Below are 19,279 nucleotides of genomic sequence, written 5' to 3' on the forward strand. Positions count from 1 at the left end.
CCCCGGTGACAGCACTTCGGACCGTCACAGTCGACGGCTTCCCCGTCCACGTCCTGGAGAGCGGCACCGGACCCGCGGTGCTGATGCTGCACGGCTCCGGACCCGGCACTACCGGGTTCGGAGCCTGGGCGACGACGGCGCAGGCACTGGGCACGTCCTGGCACATCGTGGCTCCAGACCAGGCGGGGTTCGGCCGTACACCTGTCCCGGCGGGCTCCAGGGGTGGCCTCCGGCTGTGGACAGAGCAGGCCGCGGGCCTGATGGATGCTCTCGGTATCGAGCACTACGCCGTGGTGGGTCACTCCATGGGCGGTGCCGTGGCGCTGGCGTTGGCGGCCGCGCGCCCCCAGCAGGTGACCCGTGTCGTGGCGGTCTCGACGATGGGCGCCCCCGGGGCGCCGCTGTCCGCCGACCTCGACGCGGTCTGGGCCGCCCCCGCCGGCCCGCTCGGGGCACGGGACATGCTGAGCCGCCTCGTCCTCGACCAGGCGCTCGTGACCGATTCGGCCGTCGAGGCCCGTGCGGCTGCGATGCGAGCGGGGGAAACCGCATTCGCGTCGTTGTTCCCTCCACCCAGGGCACGATGGGTCGACGACCTCACCCTCTCGGCGCAGACGCTGGCAGCGGTCCGCGCGCCCGTGCTGCTCGTTCACGGCGCCGAGGACCGAGTCACCCCGCTCGGGACGGCAACCCAGCCCCTGCTCGCACACCTGGCCGATGTCCGTCTGCACGTGCTCGGCCGATGCGGGCACGTGCCGGCGATCGAGCACCCGCACGAGTTCAGAGAACTGCTGTCGTGCTTCCTCCGCCGGGACCGCGGTCACTGATCGCTGCGGCTGCCTGACGATGGGCCTGGCCGCACCGGTAGGCGCTGTGCCCAGAAGAGGGCGTGCCCGCTGCTGCCGTCCGGGACGAAATCCTCGGCCATGATTGTCAGGCCCGCCTGTTGCAGCCACGAGCGGTAACTGGAGGCGTCGGCCTGGCTCCACCACATGCTGGCGGGGCCACCGAGCCAATTGTCCTCCGTGCCCGTCCAGGCACTGTCGCCGACGGTGGTGAGCAGCCAGCCGCCGGGGCGTAACCAGGTGCCGATGCTCTTGATGAGCTGCGGCTGGTCGGCCAGTGGCATGTGAATGAAGGCGTACAGGCAGACCACGGCGTCGAACGAGGCCGGCGGCAGGTCGAGCCGGGCGGCGTCGGCGCGGAGAAACGTGCCGTTGGGCACCAGGCGGCGCGCCCGCTCAATCTGCACGTCGCTGATGTCCACGCCGGTGACGTGGTGTCCCGCGTTGGCGAGGAAGCGGGCGACCGGCAACCCACAGCCGCAGCCGAGGTCGAGGACTGCCGCTGAGGCAGGTAGGCGCTGGTGTAAGCCGGCGAGCCAGGGTGCGTACTGGCCGTCGTCAGCGTCGTCCGGTCGATAGTGGTAGGAGAGCGCGTCGTACCCGCGTCGAACCATGTCACGCTCGTCGCTCCTGCTCATTCCGGGAACGCTACGAGGCTCGGTGCCCCTTGCCGATTGACTGATTGCGGTGCGGCCTCGTCCTGCCAGCGATAGAGGTCGCGCAGCAGGGAAATCTCCGCACCGTGATGGATCAGCTCCCTGTTGACGTGCAGGACGATGCCCTCCATGGGAAACCGCTCGGGACCCGCCGCGGGCGGATTCTCCAGGTCGGCGTCCGAGAGCTCGCGGACCCCCGCGTTCCATCTCCCGTACATCTCATCAAGCTGGTTCAGCGCCTCGTCAGCTGTCCCCGCGTAGGCGAATGTCTGGTCGTCGACGTCCTGGCCGCCGAAGTGCCACCCGACCCGATAGCCGAGGCAGGAGACGATGATGTGCGCCAGCCGCCAGGCAATCGTCGTCACCGGCGCCGGCACCGGGTCAGGGGACCCGCAGTCCATCGTCCATTCCCCTGAACCTGCCGACATCGGTGCGGCCGACGTGCCCCGTGGACGGATGCTCCAGCAGCCACGCACCGGCTCCCAGAAGTACTCCTCGTCGGCAAGACCGTGCAACCGCGGCCGCAGGTTCTTGTGCCAGTGCCGGTCCAACTGGTCCGCGATCCGCTCGCTTCTTGTCACTTCCGCACACTACCTAAAGCGGAGACCTGGCTGTGACCCTCGCGGACGCCGTCGCCGGCCGTGGGCCGAGAGGGCGCGGCGCGCAGGGATGTGCCAGCCTCGACCAACGACGCGCGTGTCAGACCTGGGAGCCGTGGACTGGCCGCCTGCCCCGATCAGGACCGAGAGACTCGTGCTCCGCGAGCCCGAGGCCCGGGACCGTGCTGCGTTCATCGAGCTGCTGGCGTCGCCAGAGGTGAACACCTACCTCGGTGGTCCCCGCCTGCCTGGCGAGCTTGAGCGCGAGATGCCCGAAGTGCCCGAGCGGTGGCCCGGAAGCTTCGTCGTCGACCTCGACGGGGCGATGATCGGCCAGATCCTGCTCAGGAGAGCGACGGGGTGCCGTCGCCCGGCTGCCACGGGGAAGGCCGACCTCGGTTACCTGTTCCTGCCGCAGGCGTGGGGATTCGGGTACGCCACCGAGGCGTGCGCGGCGGCACTCGACTGGTTCGACGGCGTCTTCCCCGGCGAGCCGGTGGTGCTCACCACCCAAACCGCCAACGTCGGCTCGATGCGCCTTGCGGCAAAGCTCGGGTTCGCGGAGGTAGAGCGTTTCCATGCCTGGGACGCCGAGCAGTGGCTCGGTCTGCGCTCCCCGGTCACGCCGTCTGCTTGAGCTGGTGCTGGATGGCACCGCTAGGGCGGCGCCCAGTGAGGTTTTCCATCACGCATCTCCACCAACACTCGGCGGAGTGTCACGCAGATCCTGATATTGAGCCATTTTCATCGTGACGGTGGAGGTCGCGGTCGAAGATCGAGGACAGCAAGGGCGTCTTCGACGACACGGTGGATCTCGACGATCTCGTCGACGAGGCGAACAAGTGCCCGTGCAACAGACCGAACAAGGACGGCGACTACGAGTGTGAGGCGAAGGCCGACAAGCCGGTCGGCCGGACGTCGAAGGACAGTGGCGCACAGATCACGAGTTGTTACAGGTGGTTCAGGACAGGTGGGCGGCGTGCGAACGAGGTACCCGATTCCCTGCAAGGACTGACGACCGTAAGGTTGGCCGGCCGGGGTGTGCAATGCCCTGGCCGGCCATTTCGTGAAGGAGGCGCGGCGGTGGGGCTCGATGTGTATGTCGAGAACCAGGTGCACGAGCAACGCTATGCCGGCGTGGAAGCGGGCTCCTCGCTGCAACGCCTGGTGGCGGCGAGCGACCGGGAGCGGCACCACCTGGTGTCGAGGATCGATTCCTACGGCGACACCATGATCAACCTGATCCAGCTGCCGCAGCTGACCGCGGAGCTGGACGAGATCGCGAGCCGCAAACCGGAGCTCCGCGTCGACGTGCAGGCGCTGGGGGCGCTCATCGAGGAGGCGACCCGGGCGCGCGGATATCTCTGGATCTCCGGTGACTGAGGCCGGCCCCGGCCGGGACGGATAGGCTGGTCGAAGAAGGCGCAGGTCACGGTCGGTCCGACAGTCTGATGTGGACATCGAGCGAGGCTCCCGTAAGAAGGCAGTCGAGCAAGATCCGGTGCCCCAACCGGGAGCCTCGCTGTGCTGCAGGTCTCGAGGCCGGACACCGGTATGAGCCAGTGCCTAGTCCCACCAGGTGATTGACGAAACTGTCCCAGGACATGCTTGACGGTTGACCTAGAGAAATGGGCGAGTCCATCTACTCGACGCGACGGTCAGTCGGCCTGCTCGGGTGGGAAGTCGTCGGCGAACGCAGCGTCGACGACTTCCGGGGGCATGCACTCGTGATCGTGGGCCCAAGTGCCCGCAACGTGCAGCACGGGGTCAGGTCCGTCGTCGGTTTCGAAGGTGAATTCGACGCGTTGCGGCAGGGTGCGCAAAGCCGACTGTCCCTCGATCGGCTTGAGCAGTTCCCACTGGCAGCCCAAGGCGGCCAGGGCGCCGGTCACCTGAGTGAAGGTCAGTCGCGCGGGCAGGACGATAGCCTTGTCAGACTGTGCGTGGCTTGGCAGCTCAACCGTCCGTCGCCAGGTCTGGACCGTCACTGACGTGACGATCCGACAGCGGCACACGACCAGTTCGACGTCACCGTAGGAGTACAGGCGCGGCCACCTGTGGCGTAGGTTGATCCGTCCGATGTCCCACGGCATGCCGTAGTCACCGACGACAGTCCGGAGGCGGGCGCCGGGATGAAGAAGGCCGACCCGGCCAGTTGAGCCGAACGCTGCCAAGACGTCGAGCGCCTCCATGTCTCTAACCCTTCCGCAGTAACCATTTCCCCGGTTCAGCAAGCCACCCGCCCGGCCGATGCGGATCACGTCAAGCATCTCCCGTAGCTGGAGAGCCGGGCCGCGGCGTGTCTGGTCCCACCACATGATTGACAGATCCGACCTAGGTGATGCACGACGTCTGGGCTGGGAAGCCGGTCGTTAATGTGCGTTGGCTGCTACCGGTATGCGGGCCAGTGCTCCGCCCTTCAGGGCGGGGGTGAAGGCCCGCGCTGGGAGGGCCGTCAGGCCCGAGCAGTGCCTTAAGCCGGACGGTTCTGCTGCTCGATGTACTGCTTGACGACACTCAGCGGTGCCCCTCCCACGGAGCCCGCGAAGTACGAGCCCGACCAGAGTTTGTTGGCCCGGTAGTAGTGGCGTACGAGGTCGGGGAACTCCTGCCGCAGGCGGCGCGAGGACACGCCCTTGAGGCTGTTGACCAGCCGGGCCACGGCTACTTTGGGCGGGTAGTTGACCAGCAGATGCACATGGTTGTTCTCGCCGTTGAACTCGACCAGCTCGGCCTCGAAGTCGCGGCACACGTCTCGCATGATCTGTTCCATCCGGGACAGGTGCCGGTCGCCGAACACCTTGTGCCGGAACTTCGTCACGAAGACCAAGTGAACGTGCATCGCAAAAATACAGTGTCTACCTGTGCGGATGCCTTCAAGTTCTGCCATAAACCAATATGATACGGTGCTTTTCGTGCAGCTCCGTTACCAGTTCCGCGTCTATCCGACGCCGGGCCAGCAGATGGAGCTGGCTCGGACGTTCGGGTGTGCGCGGGTGGTGTTCAACGACGGGCTGCGCGCACGGCAGGAAGCCCGCGAGGCCGGACTGCCGTACGTCTCCGACGGCGAGTTGTCCAAACGGGTCATCACGGAGGCGAAGAAGACCGCGGCCCGCGCCTGGCTGGGTGAGGCGTCGGCGGTCGTGCTTCAACAAGCCCTGGCGGACCTGAACACCGCGTACCGCAACTTCTTCGCCTCGGTCACGGGCAAGCGCAAGGGCCGCAAGGTCGCCCCGCCCAGGTTCCGGTCCCGCAAGGACAACCGGCAGAGCATCCGGTTCACCAGGAACAGCCGGTTCAAGGTCCTCGACAACCGCCGGCTGCGACTGCCGAAGGTCGGCGACCTCGCGGTCCGCTGGTCCCGGACACTGCCGTCGGACCCTTCGTCCGTGGCGATCATCCGGGACGCGGCCGGGCGGTACTTCGCCTCGTTCGTCGTCACGGTCGACGCGCACGAGACGTTGCCGCCGGTCGATGCCGAGGTCGGCATCGACCTGGGCCTGACGCATTTCGCGGTGCTGTCAGACGGCACGAAGGTGGCCGCGCCGACGTTCCTGCGCCGCGCAGCCCGCAAGCTCAAGCGGTTGCAGCAGGACCTCTCGCGCAAGCAGAAGGACTCGAACAGGCGTAAGACGGCCGTCGTCAAGGTCGCGCGTGCCCACGCCCGGGTGGCCGACACCCGGCGGGACTGGCAGCACAAGCTCTCGACGCAGATCATCCGCGAGAACCAAGCGGTATACGTCGAGGATCTGTGCGTCGTCGGTCTCGGCCGGACCCGGCTCGCCAAGTCGGTGCACGATGCCGGTTGGGCGTCATTCACGGGCATGCTGGAGTACAAGGCCGCCCGGTACGGACGCACCTTTGGCCGGGTGGACCGGTTCTTCCCGTCCACCCGCATGTGCTCGGCGTGTGGCCGGATCAACGAGAAGATGCCGCTCAACGTCCGATCGTGGGATTGCCCGTGCGGAGCAGCCCACGACCGGGACGTGAACGCCGCCAGGAACGTCAGGGCCGCTGGACTGGCGGACCTCAACGCCCGTGGAGCGCATGTAAGACCGGCACTCGTGCCGGCGGCGCGCAGGGAAGCGGGAACCCACCCGGACGCCGCGTGTTCCACGCGCAGCGTGGAGGGAATCTCCGTCCTTTAGGGCGGAGAGGATGTCAATCGGAAGGGATTTCGCTTGTGGATTGGCTCGACGGGTGGCTCAACGGATGCCTTGAGCCGCCGCACCTTGATCCCGACCGTACGAATTGGTGGGGCGCGACCAACTCCGAGCGGAGACGCCGTCAGCCTGATCCAGAGTTCGTCGATCCGTCACAGCCGACCCTCTTCCAAGCCGAGGCGGGCCGAACGCGTCGGTAGTCGCCCGCCGTCGAAGGCGGGTGATCGCTGCCGCGCAGCAGTCCGGGGACGGCCGTCGAACGCGGCCGTCCCCAGAGGTAGTGCTGGTGTCAAGGGCGTGTCCCGAGGTTCAGCGGATCGTCGCCCCGCCGGTGGGGGTCGGTTGGACCCGCTCGAACCGCACCTTGCTCAGCCATCCCGGGAGGTCACTGAGCACATACAGCTCGCCGTTGACGTCGGCGCCGAACGCCGTCGGCTGGGTGGGGAAGGTGCCGATCTCGGCGGACTCGTAGCCACCCGTGGACTTGGGACGCACGGCGAAAGCGCGGGTAGAGCAGTAGTCGCTAGCGATGTAGGTGCCCCGCGCCTCCGGGGTGACGGACCCCCGGTACACCAGGCCGCCGATGATGGAGCAGTTCTCCGTCATGTAGTGGTCGTACTCGACGATCGGGTCGGTGAGCCGCACGCCCGGCCGGCACTGCGTCTCGTCGAAGACCGGCGTGCCCTCTCGACAGGACCAGCCGAGGTTCGCGCCACGCTGCGACGGGCGGACGTGGTTGATCTCCTCGATCAGACCCTGGCCGACGTCACCGATCCACAGCGAGTTGTCGGCCGGGTCGATGGAGAACTTCCACGGGTTGCGCAGCCCGTAGACCCAGATTTCCGGCCGCGCGCCCGGCGTGCGGACGAACGGGTTGTCGTAGGGCACGCAGTAGGGCTTTCCCCCGCAGCTGCGGTTGACGTCGATCCGCAGAATCTTGCCGAGCAGGGTGCCGAGGTTCTGGCCGCTCTTGTAGGGGTCGTTCGCGTAGCCACCGTCGCCGAGGGACCAGTAGAGGTAGCCGTCGCGGCCGAAGGCCACCTGTCCGCCGTTGTGGTTGCCGTATTCGGCGTGCTCCTGGGTGAGTAGCACCTGCACCCGATCGGGAGCGTTGATGGGCACTCGCGCCAGGGTCAGCGCGCCGGCCGGCAGGCTCGTGTAGGCCACGTAGAGCATCCCGGTCCGCGCGAAGTTCGGCGCCGGAGTGATGCCGAGAAGGCCGCGCTCGTTGTCCGACGGGTCGATCCGGGCGCTCAGGTCGATCACTGGGTCGGGTGCCAGGCCGGTGTCGGGGTGGTAGGCGCGGACGGTGCCGTTCTTCTCCGCGATCAGCATCCGGCCGTCCGGCAGCCCGGTGATCGCGATCGGACGCTGGAGACCGAAAGCCACCTGTTCGGATACCACGGTCAGCTCAGCGAGTGCTACAGCGCGGGGTTTGGATGGGGCGGCTGCGGCGGTGCCGGTCACCGGCGCCGGTGGCGACAGGGACGCTGCCAGGGTCAGAACGAGCAGCCCGGCCAGCATGGTGGCCGAGCGATAACGCCGTCGTGACATGTTCAGCTCCTCGAACAGGTGGGTGGTGGACACGGTCTGGGAGCGTTCCCACGATACATTGGTTGAGATCGATATCCAACCAATGTCTGCGTGTTCCGTTCGAGCTTGCGACTGCGTCCTGCACTACGGCCTGGGAAGCGGCGAGCGGAGGATGGCACGGATTCCGTCGGCGATGCACGCCGGACTTCCGGGGCGGGTGACATAGGACGGTAAGGTGAGCCACCGATCAATACGAACGGTGGTGCCGGTGAGTCTGGTCCAGGCGGGTGTCACCGCGACCACGACAATGCTGGCGGTCCTGATCGGTGGGTGGCTCACCGTCCGGGCTCAGGACCGGCTGTGGCGGCGCGACCAGGATCGACAGTGGCGGGACATCCGGCTGAACGCGTACGCCGAGTTCATCGGCGCGGTCCGGGAGTACGTGGCCCACGTCCTCAACCCGGCCGCACGGATCACCGCGGTACCGCGCCCACGTGATCCGGGTGATCTCATGCCGTTCTTCGACGACGAGGGCGGCCGCTACCGGGAGCGGCTGGAGAGCACCAAGACCGCGCTTCGGCTGGTGGCCGGCAACGTCGAGGTGGTGAGCGGCTCGTCGGAGCTGGTGCGCCAGGCCCGGCTCCTGGCTACCGCACGGGCGGGCAGCGAGGCCGAGGCGTTGCCCGCCGATCGGTTCGACGCCCTGTGGGAGGCCGAGCGCCGATTCATCGAGATGGCCCGGGCCGAACTCGGCCTGCCCTCCGCGTTCGTGCCATGACCGGTGACTGCCCGCCCGTCGCAGTCACGCCAGACGCACCGCCGTCATTCCAGGCCGAAATCGGCGGGGCCGTCGGCAGCTCTGACTCTGAAGGCAGTCGCTAGGGCCTCGTCTCGGGGACAGAGGAGGGTCTCCAGGTCGTCGTTCCGGGAATCGGCGTGGTCACCGTCCAGGCCGTGCTCGGTGACGTCTGCTAGCAGCTCGGTTTGTGTCACGAGGTGGAGGTCGGAGCACCGACGCAGGGTATCGAACAGGCAACCCTCCCCGCGGCAGGCACACGTCAACGGCGCTCAGCCGCACGATCTGCGCCTCGCAGACAGCAGCGTGGGTGCCACGCCAGACACCAGGTGAGCTTGACGCAACTCCGCTGGTGGCCGGCTCGTTGGTAGCGAGGGGCGGACGGAGGTTGACGATGGCGGCGGGGCGGGGTGCCGAGCTGCTGCGCCCTCCAGTGAGTTCGGGTCGGGCGACGTTCCTGGAGCTGTTCTTCGATCTGGCCTTCGTTGTGGCCCTCACCCGGGTCTCGCAACGATTCGCCGGGTTGGGCGACGACACCGGCTGGGCGCTCGTCACGGGGTTCGGGCGTACCCTGCTGCTTTTTCTGGCGCTCTGGTTGATCTGGTCGCACACCGCCTGGATCACCAGTCGGTACGAACCGGAACAGCCGATCATTCAGGCCGTCGTGGTCGGCACCATGTTCGCCGGCCTGATCATGGCGGTGACGCTGCCACGCGCCATGGAGGAGCGTGCGCTGCCGTTCGCGGTTGCGTACCTGATGGTCATGGTGCTGCGGCCGCTGGTGATCGCCGTCGCGCTGCGTGGCCATCCGCGACGGCTGGTGCCGTTCCGGCTTGTCGTGTGGGCTTTGGCGAGCGCCCCGTTGTGGCTGGCCGGCGCGTTGGGCCCGGATCACCTCCGCCTGCCGCTGTGGGTTGTCGCCCTCGCTGTCGACTACCTCGCCTGGACATTGGGCTGGCCGCTGCCGTGGCTCGGGGTCTCGAAGGTAGGTCGGTGGCGGATCGCGGGAACGCATCTCGCGGACCGTTATCAGCAGATGTTCCTCATCGCGCTCGGTGAGTCGATTCTGGTTGTCGGCGTGGTTTTCAGCGGCGCGGACTACTCCGCGGAGCGGGCAGCCGCCTTCACGGTCGCGTTCGCCACCAGCGCGCTGCTCTGGCGCATCTACTTCTACCGCGCCGGTCTGCTGTTGACGGAGACGTTCGGCCGGGCGGGTATGCCCGGCCGGCTGGGCGCGGTGTCGGAGCGGACGCATCTGTTGATCGTGCTCAGCGTGCTCGTCACGGCGGTCGGCTACGAGTTGGTGATCGATCATCCGTTCGGGCAGCCGCGGCCCAGTTGGCTGCTGTTCGTGGTGGGCGGTCCGATGCTCTTCCTCGTCGCCCGTATGCGGCTGGAGTACGAGATCTTCGGTAAGGCCTCCCGACCCCAGATCATCGGCTTGGCCGCCCTGGTGCTGCTCATACCGGTGTTGGCCCGTTGGGCGCCGATGGTCGGGATGAGCGTGGTGGCCGCAGTGCTGGCCCTGGTCGCGCTCCTCGGTGCGCTGCGACGCCGGGGCCAGCCGCTGGAGGTTCCCGCCTCGCCGATCGGACGTGAGGCGTCCGGAGATCGCGACTCCGAGGCGTGACGCGGCCGGATTTCCGTGTCCAATGCCGGCACGCCGAAGCGGACGTGGACCGGTCGATCGCCGCGATCACCCGTGTCGGTGCGTAACCGCCCGGCCAGGGACGGACCGCCCGGTGATGTCGAACCGGTGCTTCTCATCCGTGTAACCGCGAGCGCCTGCCACTAGATAGAACGGTCGGTCTTGACGGTGGGGGTCTGGATCGGTATGGTTCTCACAGACAGAACGTTCGTTCCACCTGGCACTGGCCGGGTGTGCGGCTGTGCCTGAAGGAGAGCGCCATGCCAACCAAGATCACCCTTGTCATCGGTCACCCCGCCGACCCCGACGAGTTCGAGAAGGTCTACGCCGACGTACGCCGGGCCGCGGAGACCTTCCCGAAGCTTCAGCGGGTCGAGTCGGCCAAGGTGTGGCCGAAGGAGGACGGCACGCCCACTCCCGCCTACCGGACGCTCGACCTGTACTTCGCCAGCTACGAGGACGCCTCTGCCGCAGTGGCGACGCCCGCTGCCGGTGCCGTCTTCGGTGGGCTCCAGGGCGCTCAGGTGGAGATCACGGGGCTGTTCTCAAACATCGAGTAGCACCGCCGTCTCGTCCCGGCGGTGGCCCGCACCCCGCTGGGCGTCCCCTTCGCTCCGGAACCACCGAGAGGATGACCATGACCACCGTTGCCGTTCCCGGCATCTCGACGACGGCCGCCGCCCTGCGGCGGTTGTACTTCGGTCGCTTCGCCTTCGCAATCGTCTGGGCTGCCGTGACGTTCCCCCTCGCCAAGCACCTCAACCCCCTCACCGCCGCGCTGCTCGTGATCTACCCCCTGTTCGACGTGGCCGCCGCCATCGTCGATGTCCGCGCGTCGCGGGCCACCGGATCGCCCACCCTGCTGTACGTGAACGTCGCGATCAGCCTGCTCGCCGCGGTGGGCCTGGGCATCGCCGGCGCGTCCGGCATCCCGGCGGTCCTGCGCGTCTGGGGCGCCTGGGCGGTCGTGGCCGGGCTGGTTCAGCTCATCGTGGGCGTCACCCGCCGCAGGATGGGTGGCCAGTGGCCGATGATCATCAGCGGTGGCATCTCCGTCATCGCCGGTGGATCGTTCTTCGCGGCCGCCTCCGTGGACAACCCGGCGCTGACCAATGCGATCGGCTACGCCATTCCCGGCGCCATCTTCTTCCTCATCGCGGCCATCCGGCTCGGCCGCGCAGCGAAGGGAAACTGACGTGCAGAACGCCACGTACGACGTCATTGTGATCGGCGCGGGGCCGGTGGGGGAGAACGTCGCCGACCGCGCTGTGCAGGGCGGCCTGACCGCCGCGATCGTCGAGCGGGAACTGGTGGGTGGTGAATGCTCGTACTGGGCCTGCATGCCGACCAAGGCGTTGCTGCGCAGCCAGAGCGCGCTCCGGGCGGCTCGTCAGCTGCCCGGTGCGCGCGAGGCGGTGACCGGCGAGCTGGACGCGGCGGCCGTGCTGCGCCGCCGGGACTCCTTCGCCTCGCACTGGAAGGACGACGGACAGGTGTCCTGGCTGAACTCGGCGGGGATCGCGCTGTATCGGGGCCAGGGGCGGATCGGCGCCGACCGGATCGTCGAGGTGACCGGCGCGGACGGCGCCACCACTTCGATCACCGCCCGACACGCGGTCGTCATCGCGACCGGAAGTAGCGCACTGGTGCCGGACATCGCCGGTCTGCGCGAGGCGGCACCGTGGACCAGCCGTGAGGCAGCCGCCGCGAGCGAGGTTCCCGGCCGGCTCGCCATCATCGGCGGTGGCGTGGTGGCCGCGGAGATGGCGACCGCGTACGCCGGCCTCGGATCGGCGGTGACGATGCTCGCGCGCGACGGAGTGCTCACTCAGGCGGAGCCGTTCGTCGGCGAGCGGGTCACCCAGTCTCTGCGGCAAGCCGGCGTATCGGTCCAACTCGGCGCCGAGGCCGCGTCGGTAAGCCGCGACGGCGACGGCACGGTGCACATCACGCTCACCGACGGCGAACAGGTCGAGACCGACGAGATCCTCGTCGCGATCGGCCGTACGCCGAACACGCACGACGTCGGCCTCGACCGGATCGGCCTGAAGCCGGGCGCCTGGCTCACGGTCGACGACACCCTGCGGGTGGTCGACGGTGCCGGCGCGTTGGTCGGCGACGGATGGCTGTACGCGGCCGGGGACGTCAACCGGCGTGTGCTCCTGACCCACCAGGGCAAGTACCAGGCTCGCGCGGTGGGCGACGTGATCGTGGCGCGGGCCAGGGGCGAAGCGGCAGACGACCGCCCGTGGGGCCGGCACGTCGCCACCGCCGACGAGCGCGCCGTGCCGCAGGTCGTCTTCACCGACCCGGAGATCGCGTCGGTGGGGCTGACCGCCGCCGCCGCCGAGGCCGCCGGACTGCGGATCCGGGTCGTCGACCACGACCTGGCCGCGGTCGCCGGGGCCGCGCTGCACGCCGACGGCTACCAGGGGCATGCCCGGATGGTCGTGGACGAGGATCGACGGGTGATCGTCGGCCTCACCCTCGTCGGCCCGGACGTCGCGGAACTGATCCATGCCGCGACGATCGCCATCGTCGGTGAGGTCCCACTGGAGCGGTTGTGGCACGCCGTGCCCGCGTACCCGACCGTCAGCGAGGTCTGGCTGCGCCTGCTGGAGGCGTACGGCCGCTGACCTGAGCCGTGCGGCCGTCCGTGCCATCGCCGGCCGAGCGCCCGCTGCGACGAGAAGAAGACGAAGCCCGCCGAGCGAGGGCGGGCTCAATTAAGAGCGGCAGCACCCAGGAGCTGGGTCATCCTCTTACCGGGGGGTGGCCCAGCCAGAGGTCGTGCGGCGGCGGTCGCGCGGGGGCTAACGAGCCGACTCTGCCGACTGACGCTCTGAGTTGATCCTGAGGAGCCCTTCGATACCGCGCAGGAAGGTCTCGGACACCAACGTGGGGTCGGAGAGGCATCCGGCTGCCATGGCGCCGTCCCGGAGCATGACGAAGTGGCGCGCTGCGGGATCCGCCGTTCCTTCGTGGACCTGTGCCATGAGCGTGGTGATGGTGTCCAGGAACCATTGCCGGTGGGCCATGAGTTCTTGGTGCACGGGATGGTTCGTGTCGGGATATTCCGCCGCTGCGTTCAGGAACGCGCACCCGCGGAACCCGGGGGACTGGATGTTCTGAGCGATGGAATTGGCGATGGCCAGGAGCGGATCGACCGGCGATCGGTTGGCGGCGAGGGCCTCGTCGACCATGCCGCGCTCCAGTTGATGTACCTCACGCAGGTAGGCCAGGATGAGGTCGTCCTTGCTGGGGAAGTGGCGGTAGAAAGTAGCCCTGGTCACCTTCGCCTCGGCGATGATCCGGTCGACGCCAACGGAGTGAATGCCCTCTGCGTAGAAGATCCTGGTCGCCGTGCGGAGAAGCTTGAGGCGTGCCTCAGAGGGCCGGGCATGGGGTTCGTCGCTCGCCATCCAACCATCTTAGCGACAGAACGTTCGGTCTGATCCGTACCTGCGGCATTAGGCGTGGCCCCCAATGGCCGTGCAGCGTGCGGACAGTGACCGGCAGCTCATCTCGTGTCCGAGTCAGATGCCGGCCTGGCGTTTGGCGAGGCGCTTCGTTCTTCGATCTCGCTGACAGTGCCCTGATCAATGCTGGATTCTGGATGGTGCAACCCACCGGAGCCGGGATCGCGCGGGCTGACGCGTGCTGCCGGGGAAATGCTCAGTCGACCGTCCTCGTCGGTCCGGTCTGCATACCGCAGCCAGCGGGCGGCGAGGCCTCTCGAAAGGAACTCGAGATGAGCGCTGCTCCTGACATGTCTGCCCAGGAGATGCCGACAGTTGTGCTGATCCACGGGGCATTCGCCGGCTCGTCGAGTTGGAATGGGGTGATTGCCAACCTCAAGCGTCGGGGTTACCCGGTCGTTGCCGTCGCCAACCCGCTGCGCGGTGTGCAGAAGGACGCCGCTTACGTCCGGGCTCTTCTGGACAGCGTGCCCGGACCGGTCGTGATGGCCGCCCACTCCTACGGCGGGCTGGTCATGACCGAAGCCGCGGCCGGTGCCTCCAATGTCAAGGCCCTGGTGTACGTCGCCAGCGTGAGCCCGGACGTAGGCGAAAGTGTGATCGAGTTGGTCGGCAAGTACCCCGGAAGTCAGCTCCCCTCCAGCATCAGCATGGTGCCGATCCCCTCCGATGACGGTGGCACGACGATGGATCAGTACCTCCTGCAGGACAAGTTCCCCGAGGTGTTCGCCGCCGATGTCGACCCCGAAACCGCCAAAATCATGGCGGCGACGCAGCGACCCGCCTCGGCGAGCGCCCAAGAGGAGGGCGTGACCAAGGTCGCCTGGAAGACGATCCCCTCCTGGACCCTGATCACCACCCAGGACCAGGGCATCCCACCAGACCTGCAGCGCTTCCTGGCCCAGAGGGCGGGTTCCACGACAGTTGAGATCGCCGCTTCCCACGCTGTGGCAGTCTCGCAACCCGGCCCGGTCGCAGACCTCATCGACACCGCCGCCCGCGCTACCGCACGCTCGATGCAGATGTCCAAGAGCCGTCAAGGTTGACGAGGGCTCGCCGAAGCAGCGGTCCGGATCATTCCACCACTGACGGTGCCGACCGGGTGACACCGCGCCGGGCGGGCATGCCGGGCCGGCTGGGCGCGGTGTCGGATCAGTGCGGAAAGGCGCGGGGGATGCGCGCGCCGAGAAGTTCGTCGCGGAACGCCTGGATGCGTGTGATGACCTGCCGTCTACCGATGGTGTTCTCGATGCGGTCGAGGTAGAGGCATCGGGCCGCGAGTTTGTCGAGTTCGACTGTGAAGTAGATCGCCATCAGCGGGTTGACGAACAGATCGCCGCCGCCGGTGCGTCGGGTGAATCGGACGTCCCCGAACTCGCCGCTGGTGGCGGCGGCGATCTGTCCCTGAACGATGCTCGGCCGCTGCGGGGTGGCGGCCTGGGCGTCAGCGACGGCAGCGCGGTAGAGCTCCGCCTCCCGGCTGGAACCGGGGATGGACAGGGCGCCGAGGTAGCCACCGTCGCGGTCGAGCGCGGCGAGGTTCTCCAGCACCTCAACATGGTTGACGCCGTCGTAGGCGTCGATGCCGAAGCCCAGACTGGTCACCAGCTTGACCGGTACGTCCAGCGCGGCCACGGCGGCCAGGCTGGTCATGTCCTCCACCGGAGTGCCGAGGTTGCTTTCATCGCCACGCAGCAGCACATCGGTGCCACCGTCGACCAGCACCACCGCGTCGATGTCGAGGTGTTCCACCAGGTGCCGGTACGCCGTCCGCAGCGGCTGGACACCCAGCGGCGGAAGGGCGTACACCGTCGACGGCAGTTGCTGAGACGCCAACCATCGGGCGAGCGTTCGCTCCGGGAAGTACCAGTCGGAGCTGGTGGTATCCGGCTGAACCGCTGCGACGTGCTCCACCACCCACGCGTCCCGGTCGATCAACTCGAGTTCCGAGAAGGAGAGGTTGGCCAGGTGCACCTGCGCGCCGGCGCGCCACAAGGCGAACGCCAGGGGCAGGCCCGCGTACACGTCGAAACCCCCGCCCGCTCCGGCGATGAGGATGCTCCGCGCCGGAGCCAACGCGGCGAACAGTGGCGGAACGGCCAACGAGAACGCACTGGAGTCGGCCGGCGGCGCCGCAGGGGTCATCACCGGTCAATGATCACTGATGCTCGTGCAACCAAGCAGCCCTGGCCCGCCGAGACCGATCGGCTCTACGCACCTGCCGCTGACCGGGGGCCGCCGACTCTACGAGGCGTGGTGCGCCGAACGTTCGGGCAGTGGAGCGCCGCGGTGGACACCGGCGACGCTGCTGGATGACGGGAACGAAAGGAGGGTCGAGCAGGGTGGGATCACCGTCGAAGCCGTGGTTCAGTGCTCAAGCGGTTACCCCGCGCCCAAGCAGTGCGTCGGGAAAGCGCCCCGCGTAGCGGAACGATACGACCCGCGAAAGGCCAATCATCCCGGCACGAAGGGCGCTTCGACGCAGTGACCACATCACCGAGGCGTTCCCCGAAGGCGCGCGACTAGTCGATTCGGTGCGCGCTGTAGATGTAGACCACGACAGGATCGGCTGCCCTTCGGTACCACAAGAGACCGGCTGCGCTGATGCAGCGTCCGTCCATCGTGTAGGTGTATTCGGGATAAGCGTAACCTGCCACTTTGGACGAACTGCTGTAGCCGTAGCGCCAGGGGGCCTCCGCGAACCGCATTTGTATGTACCCGGTAGTCGTGCAACCCGCAGCAAGCGCGGGAGTTGGCACGGCCAGCGTACTCAGCGGAAGTACGATGGCTGCTGCCATCGCTAGCAGTGATCTCCTCAAGATCTTGCCTCACTTTCTGCGCGGCTGCCATTTGAACAAGTCGGCAGCGATGACGGCTGGCCGAACATGTCCGAGGTCCGCACCCGTGTGGGCGAAATTCTTTCCCAACTTCTATTCGCCAGCGCCACGGGTGATTGGAGTTCAGCGTATGGGCGCTGAATGGGCGGTCGCTACCGTCGATGGCTGTCCCGAACACAAGCGCGCCTGTCCGGGCTGCTCACGGGCTTGTTCGGGCTTGTTCGAATACGCGTCATGACGTCGGCGACGGTTACCAGCGGTCACAGACGTCACGGGTGGGACGATTGCTGCGTGAGTGTCAGCTGCCCGAGTTCCTGGGTGCATCGGGTGAGCGCGACGTAGAGGCCGTTCCAGCCGCGCGGTTCGGCGGCGATGCCCTGAGGGTCGATGAGGAGCGTCGCGTCCCATTCCAGTCCCTTGGACTGGGTCGCGGTGAGCACCGGCACATCACTCAGCACGGCTTGGAGTGTGGCGATGCGGTCCGCGGGGGCGACGACGCCGACCGTGCCGCCGTGCCACCGTTGCTGCAACTGCCGCACCGCTTCCACCGCGGCGCCCGCGAGCTCAGCGGGTGTGATCGCGAGCTCCCAGGGGGCGATGCCGGAGGAGCGTACCGCTCGTGGCGGCGTGTTGTGGCTGCCAGCCTTCTTCAAGACCGGTTCGGTGAGGTCCATGACCTCGCGCGGGGTCCGGTAGCAGATGGTGAGTTCCGCGCCGGTCCAGCGGTCTCCGAAGGCAGCCTGCACCGCTTGTGCCCACGAGGTGTGCCGGTGGGCTGCCTCTGCCTGGTCGATGTCGCCGACGGCGGTGATGGAGCGACTGGGACAACGCCGGAGAATCATCTGCCACTGCATCTCGGACAGCTCCTGCGCCTCGTCGATGACGACGTGGCCGTACACCCAGCCGCGCTGGCGGCGCGCGCGTTCGGCGAGGAACTCGCCCTGTGGTTGCGGGGTGTCGACCTCGCCGAGCAGGTCGGCGAGGGCGTCGAGCAGCGGGATGTCGCTTGATGCCCATGGGGCGGGCTCGGCCGCGACGGCGGCGATCTCCTCGGGGGACAGCTGCGGGGCGAACCGGGCCAGCAGGGTGCTGTCGGTCAGGAGATCACCCAGCAGGGTTTCGGAGTCGAGGGTGGGCCACCATGCCTCGATGAACCGGGCGATGGTGGCGTTCTCGGCGATACGACAACGAAGCTGCTCGACTTCCTCCTCGGAGAGCAACCCGTCGATGTCGCTGCCGGTGGACGTCCGGGTGGAGGGGTGGTCCTGCCCCATGCCCCTGTCGACGCGGGCGAGGATGTCCTCGAAACCTTCCTCCATCTCCTCCATCAGCGTCTCGCGCTGCTCGGCGACGACATCGGCCAGGAGGTGGTGCAACTGCTCGGCGAACGCTGCGCGGGCGCGGTGGTACGTGCGTCCCTGCACCGCCGAGGCGAGCGCCTGCGCCACCGTCGCGGCCGGAATGACGTAGAAATCGCCCTCCCAGCGCAGCTTCAGCTCGCGCGGCCGGGGGAGCAGCGATGCGACGTAGCCTTCGAGCGCGGGCTGCCAGAGGGCGCGGCCCTTGATTTCGGCGAGAAGCCGGCTCTCGTCGCGGCCCACGTGGACGTCGGCCAGCAGGGTGTCGCAGGTCGCCGAGACGACGGCGGTCTCACCGAGCGCGGGCAGCACCTGGGCGATGTACTGGAGGAACCGCGGCGAGGGGCCCAGAACCAGGACCGCCTGGTCCGCCAGCTTTCGGTGGGTGAACAGCAGGTACGCGACGCGATGCAGGGCAACCACGGTCTTGCCCGTGCCGGGACCGCCCTGGACGACCAGCGGGCCGGTCGCCTCAGCCCGGATGATGTCGTCCTGCTCGCGTTGCAGGGTGGAGATCGCCGTCGACATGTGACCGGTGCGCCGCTGGTCGAGGGCGGCCAGTAGGGCGCCTTCGCCGACGAGTTCCGCAGTTGCGGTCCCGTCCAGAGGCTCGTCGTCCACGCCGACGACGGCCGATCCCGTCGTACGGATGTGCCGGCGCCGTGCCTGACCCTGGGGGTCGACAGCCGTCGCGGTGTAGAACGGCCGAGCTGCGGGAGCGCGCCAGTCCACCAGCAGTGGCTCAGCGCCCTCGCCGTCGTTACGAAGACCGATACGGCCCACGTGGCGCACGGTGCCATCAAGGCCGTCGAGGCGGCCGAAGACCAACCCTTCCTCGGCTCGCCGTAGCTCGTCGTACTGCTGCCGGAGCATGCGCTGCCGGGCCCGTTCCAACGCGTCCACTGCCTCTGTCGAAAGCTCGACCTGCAGGTGATCGGCCAGCCTGTCGCGCCGGGCCGTGGCCAAATCCAGAAATGCCTGTTCCTCGGCGACCGCGGATCGGCGCGCGGCACCCTCGGCGGTAGAGGCCGGCAGTTGGCCGTCAGGTGCTACTTCGCCGGGGCCAGCAGTGCCGTTGCTCAGAGCAGACTTCCGGTGCATTCGCAAATCCTTGTATCGGGGTAAACCTCGGCTCGGACGAGCCGCAGCGCATCCGGCGGCAAGCATAGAGTTGGTTTCCCTCACCGGCCAGAAGATTCGCCGGCAGAGATCGGAATCTCAATGCCTTGCAGTTCCGGGGTTGCTTGTGACCTCGCAATCTTGATTCGCATATTGACAGTTCAGTCTTCATCTGTTCTGCGGGGGCGTTCCGAGCAGTGTGGGTGCCCTTCGGCCTCGGGGCCTTGGGTGCGGCACGATGGCGGC

General features: G+C 67.9%; 18 protein-coding genes. 10 read left to right on the plus strand and 8 right to left on the minus strand.

Features of this window, described 5'->3' with window-relative positions; genetic code table 11:
- The first annotated feature begins 5 nt into the window (after positions 1 to 5).
- Entirely contained in the window at positions 6 to 827 is an 822-nt protein-coding gene (locus tag ACQRWP_RS06990) for an alpha/beta fold hydrolase (RefSeq protein WP_430501323.1), read from the plus strand.
- On the opposite strand, the gene ACQRWP_RS06995 is transcribed toward ACQRWP_RS06990, so the two are convergent.
- Complete coding sequence (locus tag ACQRWP_RS06995) at positions 821 to 1,483, minus strand: class I SAM-dependent methyltransferase (protein WP_430501324.1); 663 nt, start codon at positions 1,481 to 1,483, stop codon at positions 821 to 823. The genes ACQRWP_RS06990 and ACQRWP_RS06995 overlap by 7 nt on opposite strands.
- Entirely contained in the window at positions 1,480 to 2,082 is a 603-nt protein-coding gene (locus tag ACQRWP_RS07000; RefSeq protein WP_430501325.1) for a DinB family protein, read from the minus strand. Before ACQRWP_RS07000 ends, ACQRWP_RS06995 begins: the two co-directional genes overlap by 4 nt.
- A 172-nt stretch (positions 2,083 to 2,254) precedes the next feature.
- Between ACQRWP_RS07000 and ACQRWP_RS07005 the strand changes: the two genes are divergently transcribed.
- Both ACQRWP_RS07005 and ACQRWP_RS07010 read left to right on the plus strand, forming a co-directional pair.
- Positions 2,255 to 2,737 (plus strand): GNAT family N-acetyltransferase, encoded by a 483-nt coding sequence (locus ACQRWP_RS07005; protein ID WP_430501326.1) that lies wholly within the window; start codon positions 2,255 to 2,257, stop codon positions 2,735 to 2,737.
- A 170-nt stretch (positions 2,738 to 2,907) separates the two neighbouring features.
- Positions 2,908 to 3,483 carry a hypothetical protein gene (locus ACQRWP_RS07010; RefSeq protein WP_430501327.1) on the plus strand — a complete coding sequence of 192 codons (576 nt, stop codon included), beginning with the start codon at positions 2,908 to 2,910 and terminating at the stop codon, positions 3,481 to 3,483.
- 275 nt (positions 3,484 to 3,758) lie between these two features.
- Here ACQRWP_RS07010 and ACQRWP_RS07015 read toward each other — a convergent pair whose 3' ends face one another.
- Positions 3,759 to 4,292, minus strand: coding sequence for a hypothetical protein (locus ACQRWP_RS07015; RefSeq protein ID WP_430501328.1), 534 nt, complete (start codon positions 4,290 to 4,292; stop codon positions 3,759 to 3,761).
- Between the two features lie 281 nt (positions 4,293 to 4,573).
- Complete coding sequence (tnpA, locus tag ACQRWP_RS07020) at positions 4,574 to 4,990, minus strand: IS200/IS605 family transposase (RefSeq protein ID WP_112625638.1); 417 nt, start codon at positions 4,988 to 4,990, stop codon at positions 4,574 to 4,576.
- A 25-nt stretch (positions 4,991 to 5,015) separates the two neighbouring features.
- On the opposite strand from tnpA, the gene ACQRWP_RS07025 reads away from it, so the two are divergent.
- Positions 5,016 to 6,248, plus strand: coding sequence for an RNA-guided endonuclease InsQ/TnpB family protein (locus ACQRWP_RS07025; protein WP_430501329.1), 1,233 nt, complete (start codon positions 5,016 to 5,018; stop codon positions 6,246 to 6,248).
- Between the two features lie 324 nt (positions 6,249 to 6,572).
- Here ACQRWP_RS07025 and ACQRWP_RS07030 read toward each other — a convergent pair whose 3' ends face one another.
- Positions 6,573 to 7,850 (minus strand): PQQ-dependent sugar dehydrogenase, encoded by a 1,278-nt coding sequence (locus tag ACQRWP_RS07030; protein WP_430501330.1) that lies wholly within the window; start codon positions 7,848 to 7,850, stop codon positions 6,573 to 6,575.
- A gap of 214 nt (positions 7,851 to 8,064) precedes the next feature.
- On the opposite strand from ACQRWP_RS07030, the gene ACQRWP_RS07035 reads away from it, so the two are divergent.
- From ACQRWP_RS07035 to ACQRWP_RS07055, 5 genes are all read left to right on the plus strand, one after another.
- Complete coding sequence (locus tag ACQRWP_RS07035; RefSeq protein ID WP_430501331.1) at positions 8,065 to 8,574, plus strand: hypothetical protein; 510 nt, start codon at positions 8,065 to 8,067, stop codon at positions 8,572 to 8,574.
- Positions 8,575 to 8,986: 412 nt separating this feature from the next.
- Positions 8,987 to 10,222 (plus strand): low temperature requirement protein A, encoded by a 1,236-nt coding sequence (locus ACQRWP_RS07040; protein ID WP_430501332.1) that lies wholly within the window; start codon positions 8,987 to 8,989, stop codon positions 10,220 to 10,222.
- A 278-nt stretch (positions 10,223 to 10,500) separates the two neighbouring features.
- Positions 10,501 to 10,800, plus strand: a complete 300-nt coding sequence (locus ACQRWP_RS07045; protein ID WP_430501333.1) for a hypothetical protein — start codon at positions 10,501 to 10,503, stop codon at positions 10,798 to 10,800.
- 77 nt (positions 10,801 to 10,877) lie between these two features.
- Positions 10,878 to 11,435, plus strand: a complete 558-nt coding sequence (locus ACQRWP_RS07050; RefSeq protein WP_430501334.1) for a hypothetical protein — start codon at positions 10,878 to 10,880, stop codon at positions 11,433 to 11,435.
- Between the two features lies 1 nt (position 11,436).
- Positions 11,437 to 12,876 carry a dihydrolipoyl dehydrogenase family protein gene (locus ACQRWP_RS07055; protein WP_430501335.1) on the plus strand — a complete coding sequence of 480 codons (1,440 nt, stop codon included), beginning with the start codon at positions 11,437 to 11,439 and terminating at the stop codon, positions 12,874 to 12,876.
- A gap of 177 nt (positions 12,877 to 13,053) precedes the next feature.
- Here ACQRWP_RS07055 and ACQRWP_RS07060 read toward each other — a convergent pair whose 3' ends face one another.
- On the minus strand, positions 13,054 to 13,662 hold the full coding sequence (locus ACQRWP_RS07060) for a TetR/AcrR family transcriptional regulator (RefSeq protein ID WP_430501336.1): 609 nt from the start codon (positions 13,660 to 13,662) through the stop codon (positions 13,054 to 13,056).
- 329 nt (positions 13,663 to 13,991) lie between these two features.
- Between ACQRWP_RS07060 and ACQRWP_RS07065 the strand changes: the two genes are divergently transcribed.
- Positions 13,992 to 14,765, plus strand: coding sequence for an alpha/beta fold hydrolase (locus ACQRWP_RS07065; RefSeq protein ID WP_430501337.1), 774 nt, complete (start codon positions 13,992 to 13,994; stop codon positions 14,763 to 14,765).
- Positions 14,766 to 14,871: 106 nt separating this feature from the next.
- Here ACQRWP_RS07065 and ACQRWP_RS07070 read toward each other — a convergent pair whose 3' ends face one another.
- Both ACQRWP_RS07070 and ACQRWP_RS07075 read right to left on the minus strand, forming a co-directional pair.
- Entirely contained in the window at positions 14,872 to 15,864 is a 993-nt protein-coding gene (locus ACQRWP_RS07070; protein ID WP_430503148.1) for a DUF1152 domain-containing protein, read from the minus strand.
- A gap of 961 nt (positions 15,865 to 16,825) precedes the next feature.
- The gene (locus ACQRWP_RS07075) at positions 16,826 to 19,081 is read right to left on the minus strand and encodes a HelD family protein (RefSeq protein ID WP_430501338.1); all 2,256 of its coding nucleotides are present in this window, start codon (positions 19,079 to 19,081) and stop codon (positions 16,826 to 16,828) included.
- Positions 19,082 to 19,279 lie beyond the last annotated feature (198 nt).

The organism is Micromonospora trifolii (genome assembly GCF_050516465.1).
GTDB lineage: Bacteria > Actinomycetota > Actinomycetes > Mycobacteriales > Micromonosporaceae > Micromonospora > Micromonospora trifolii.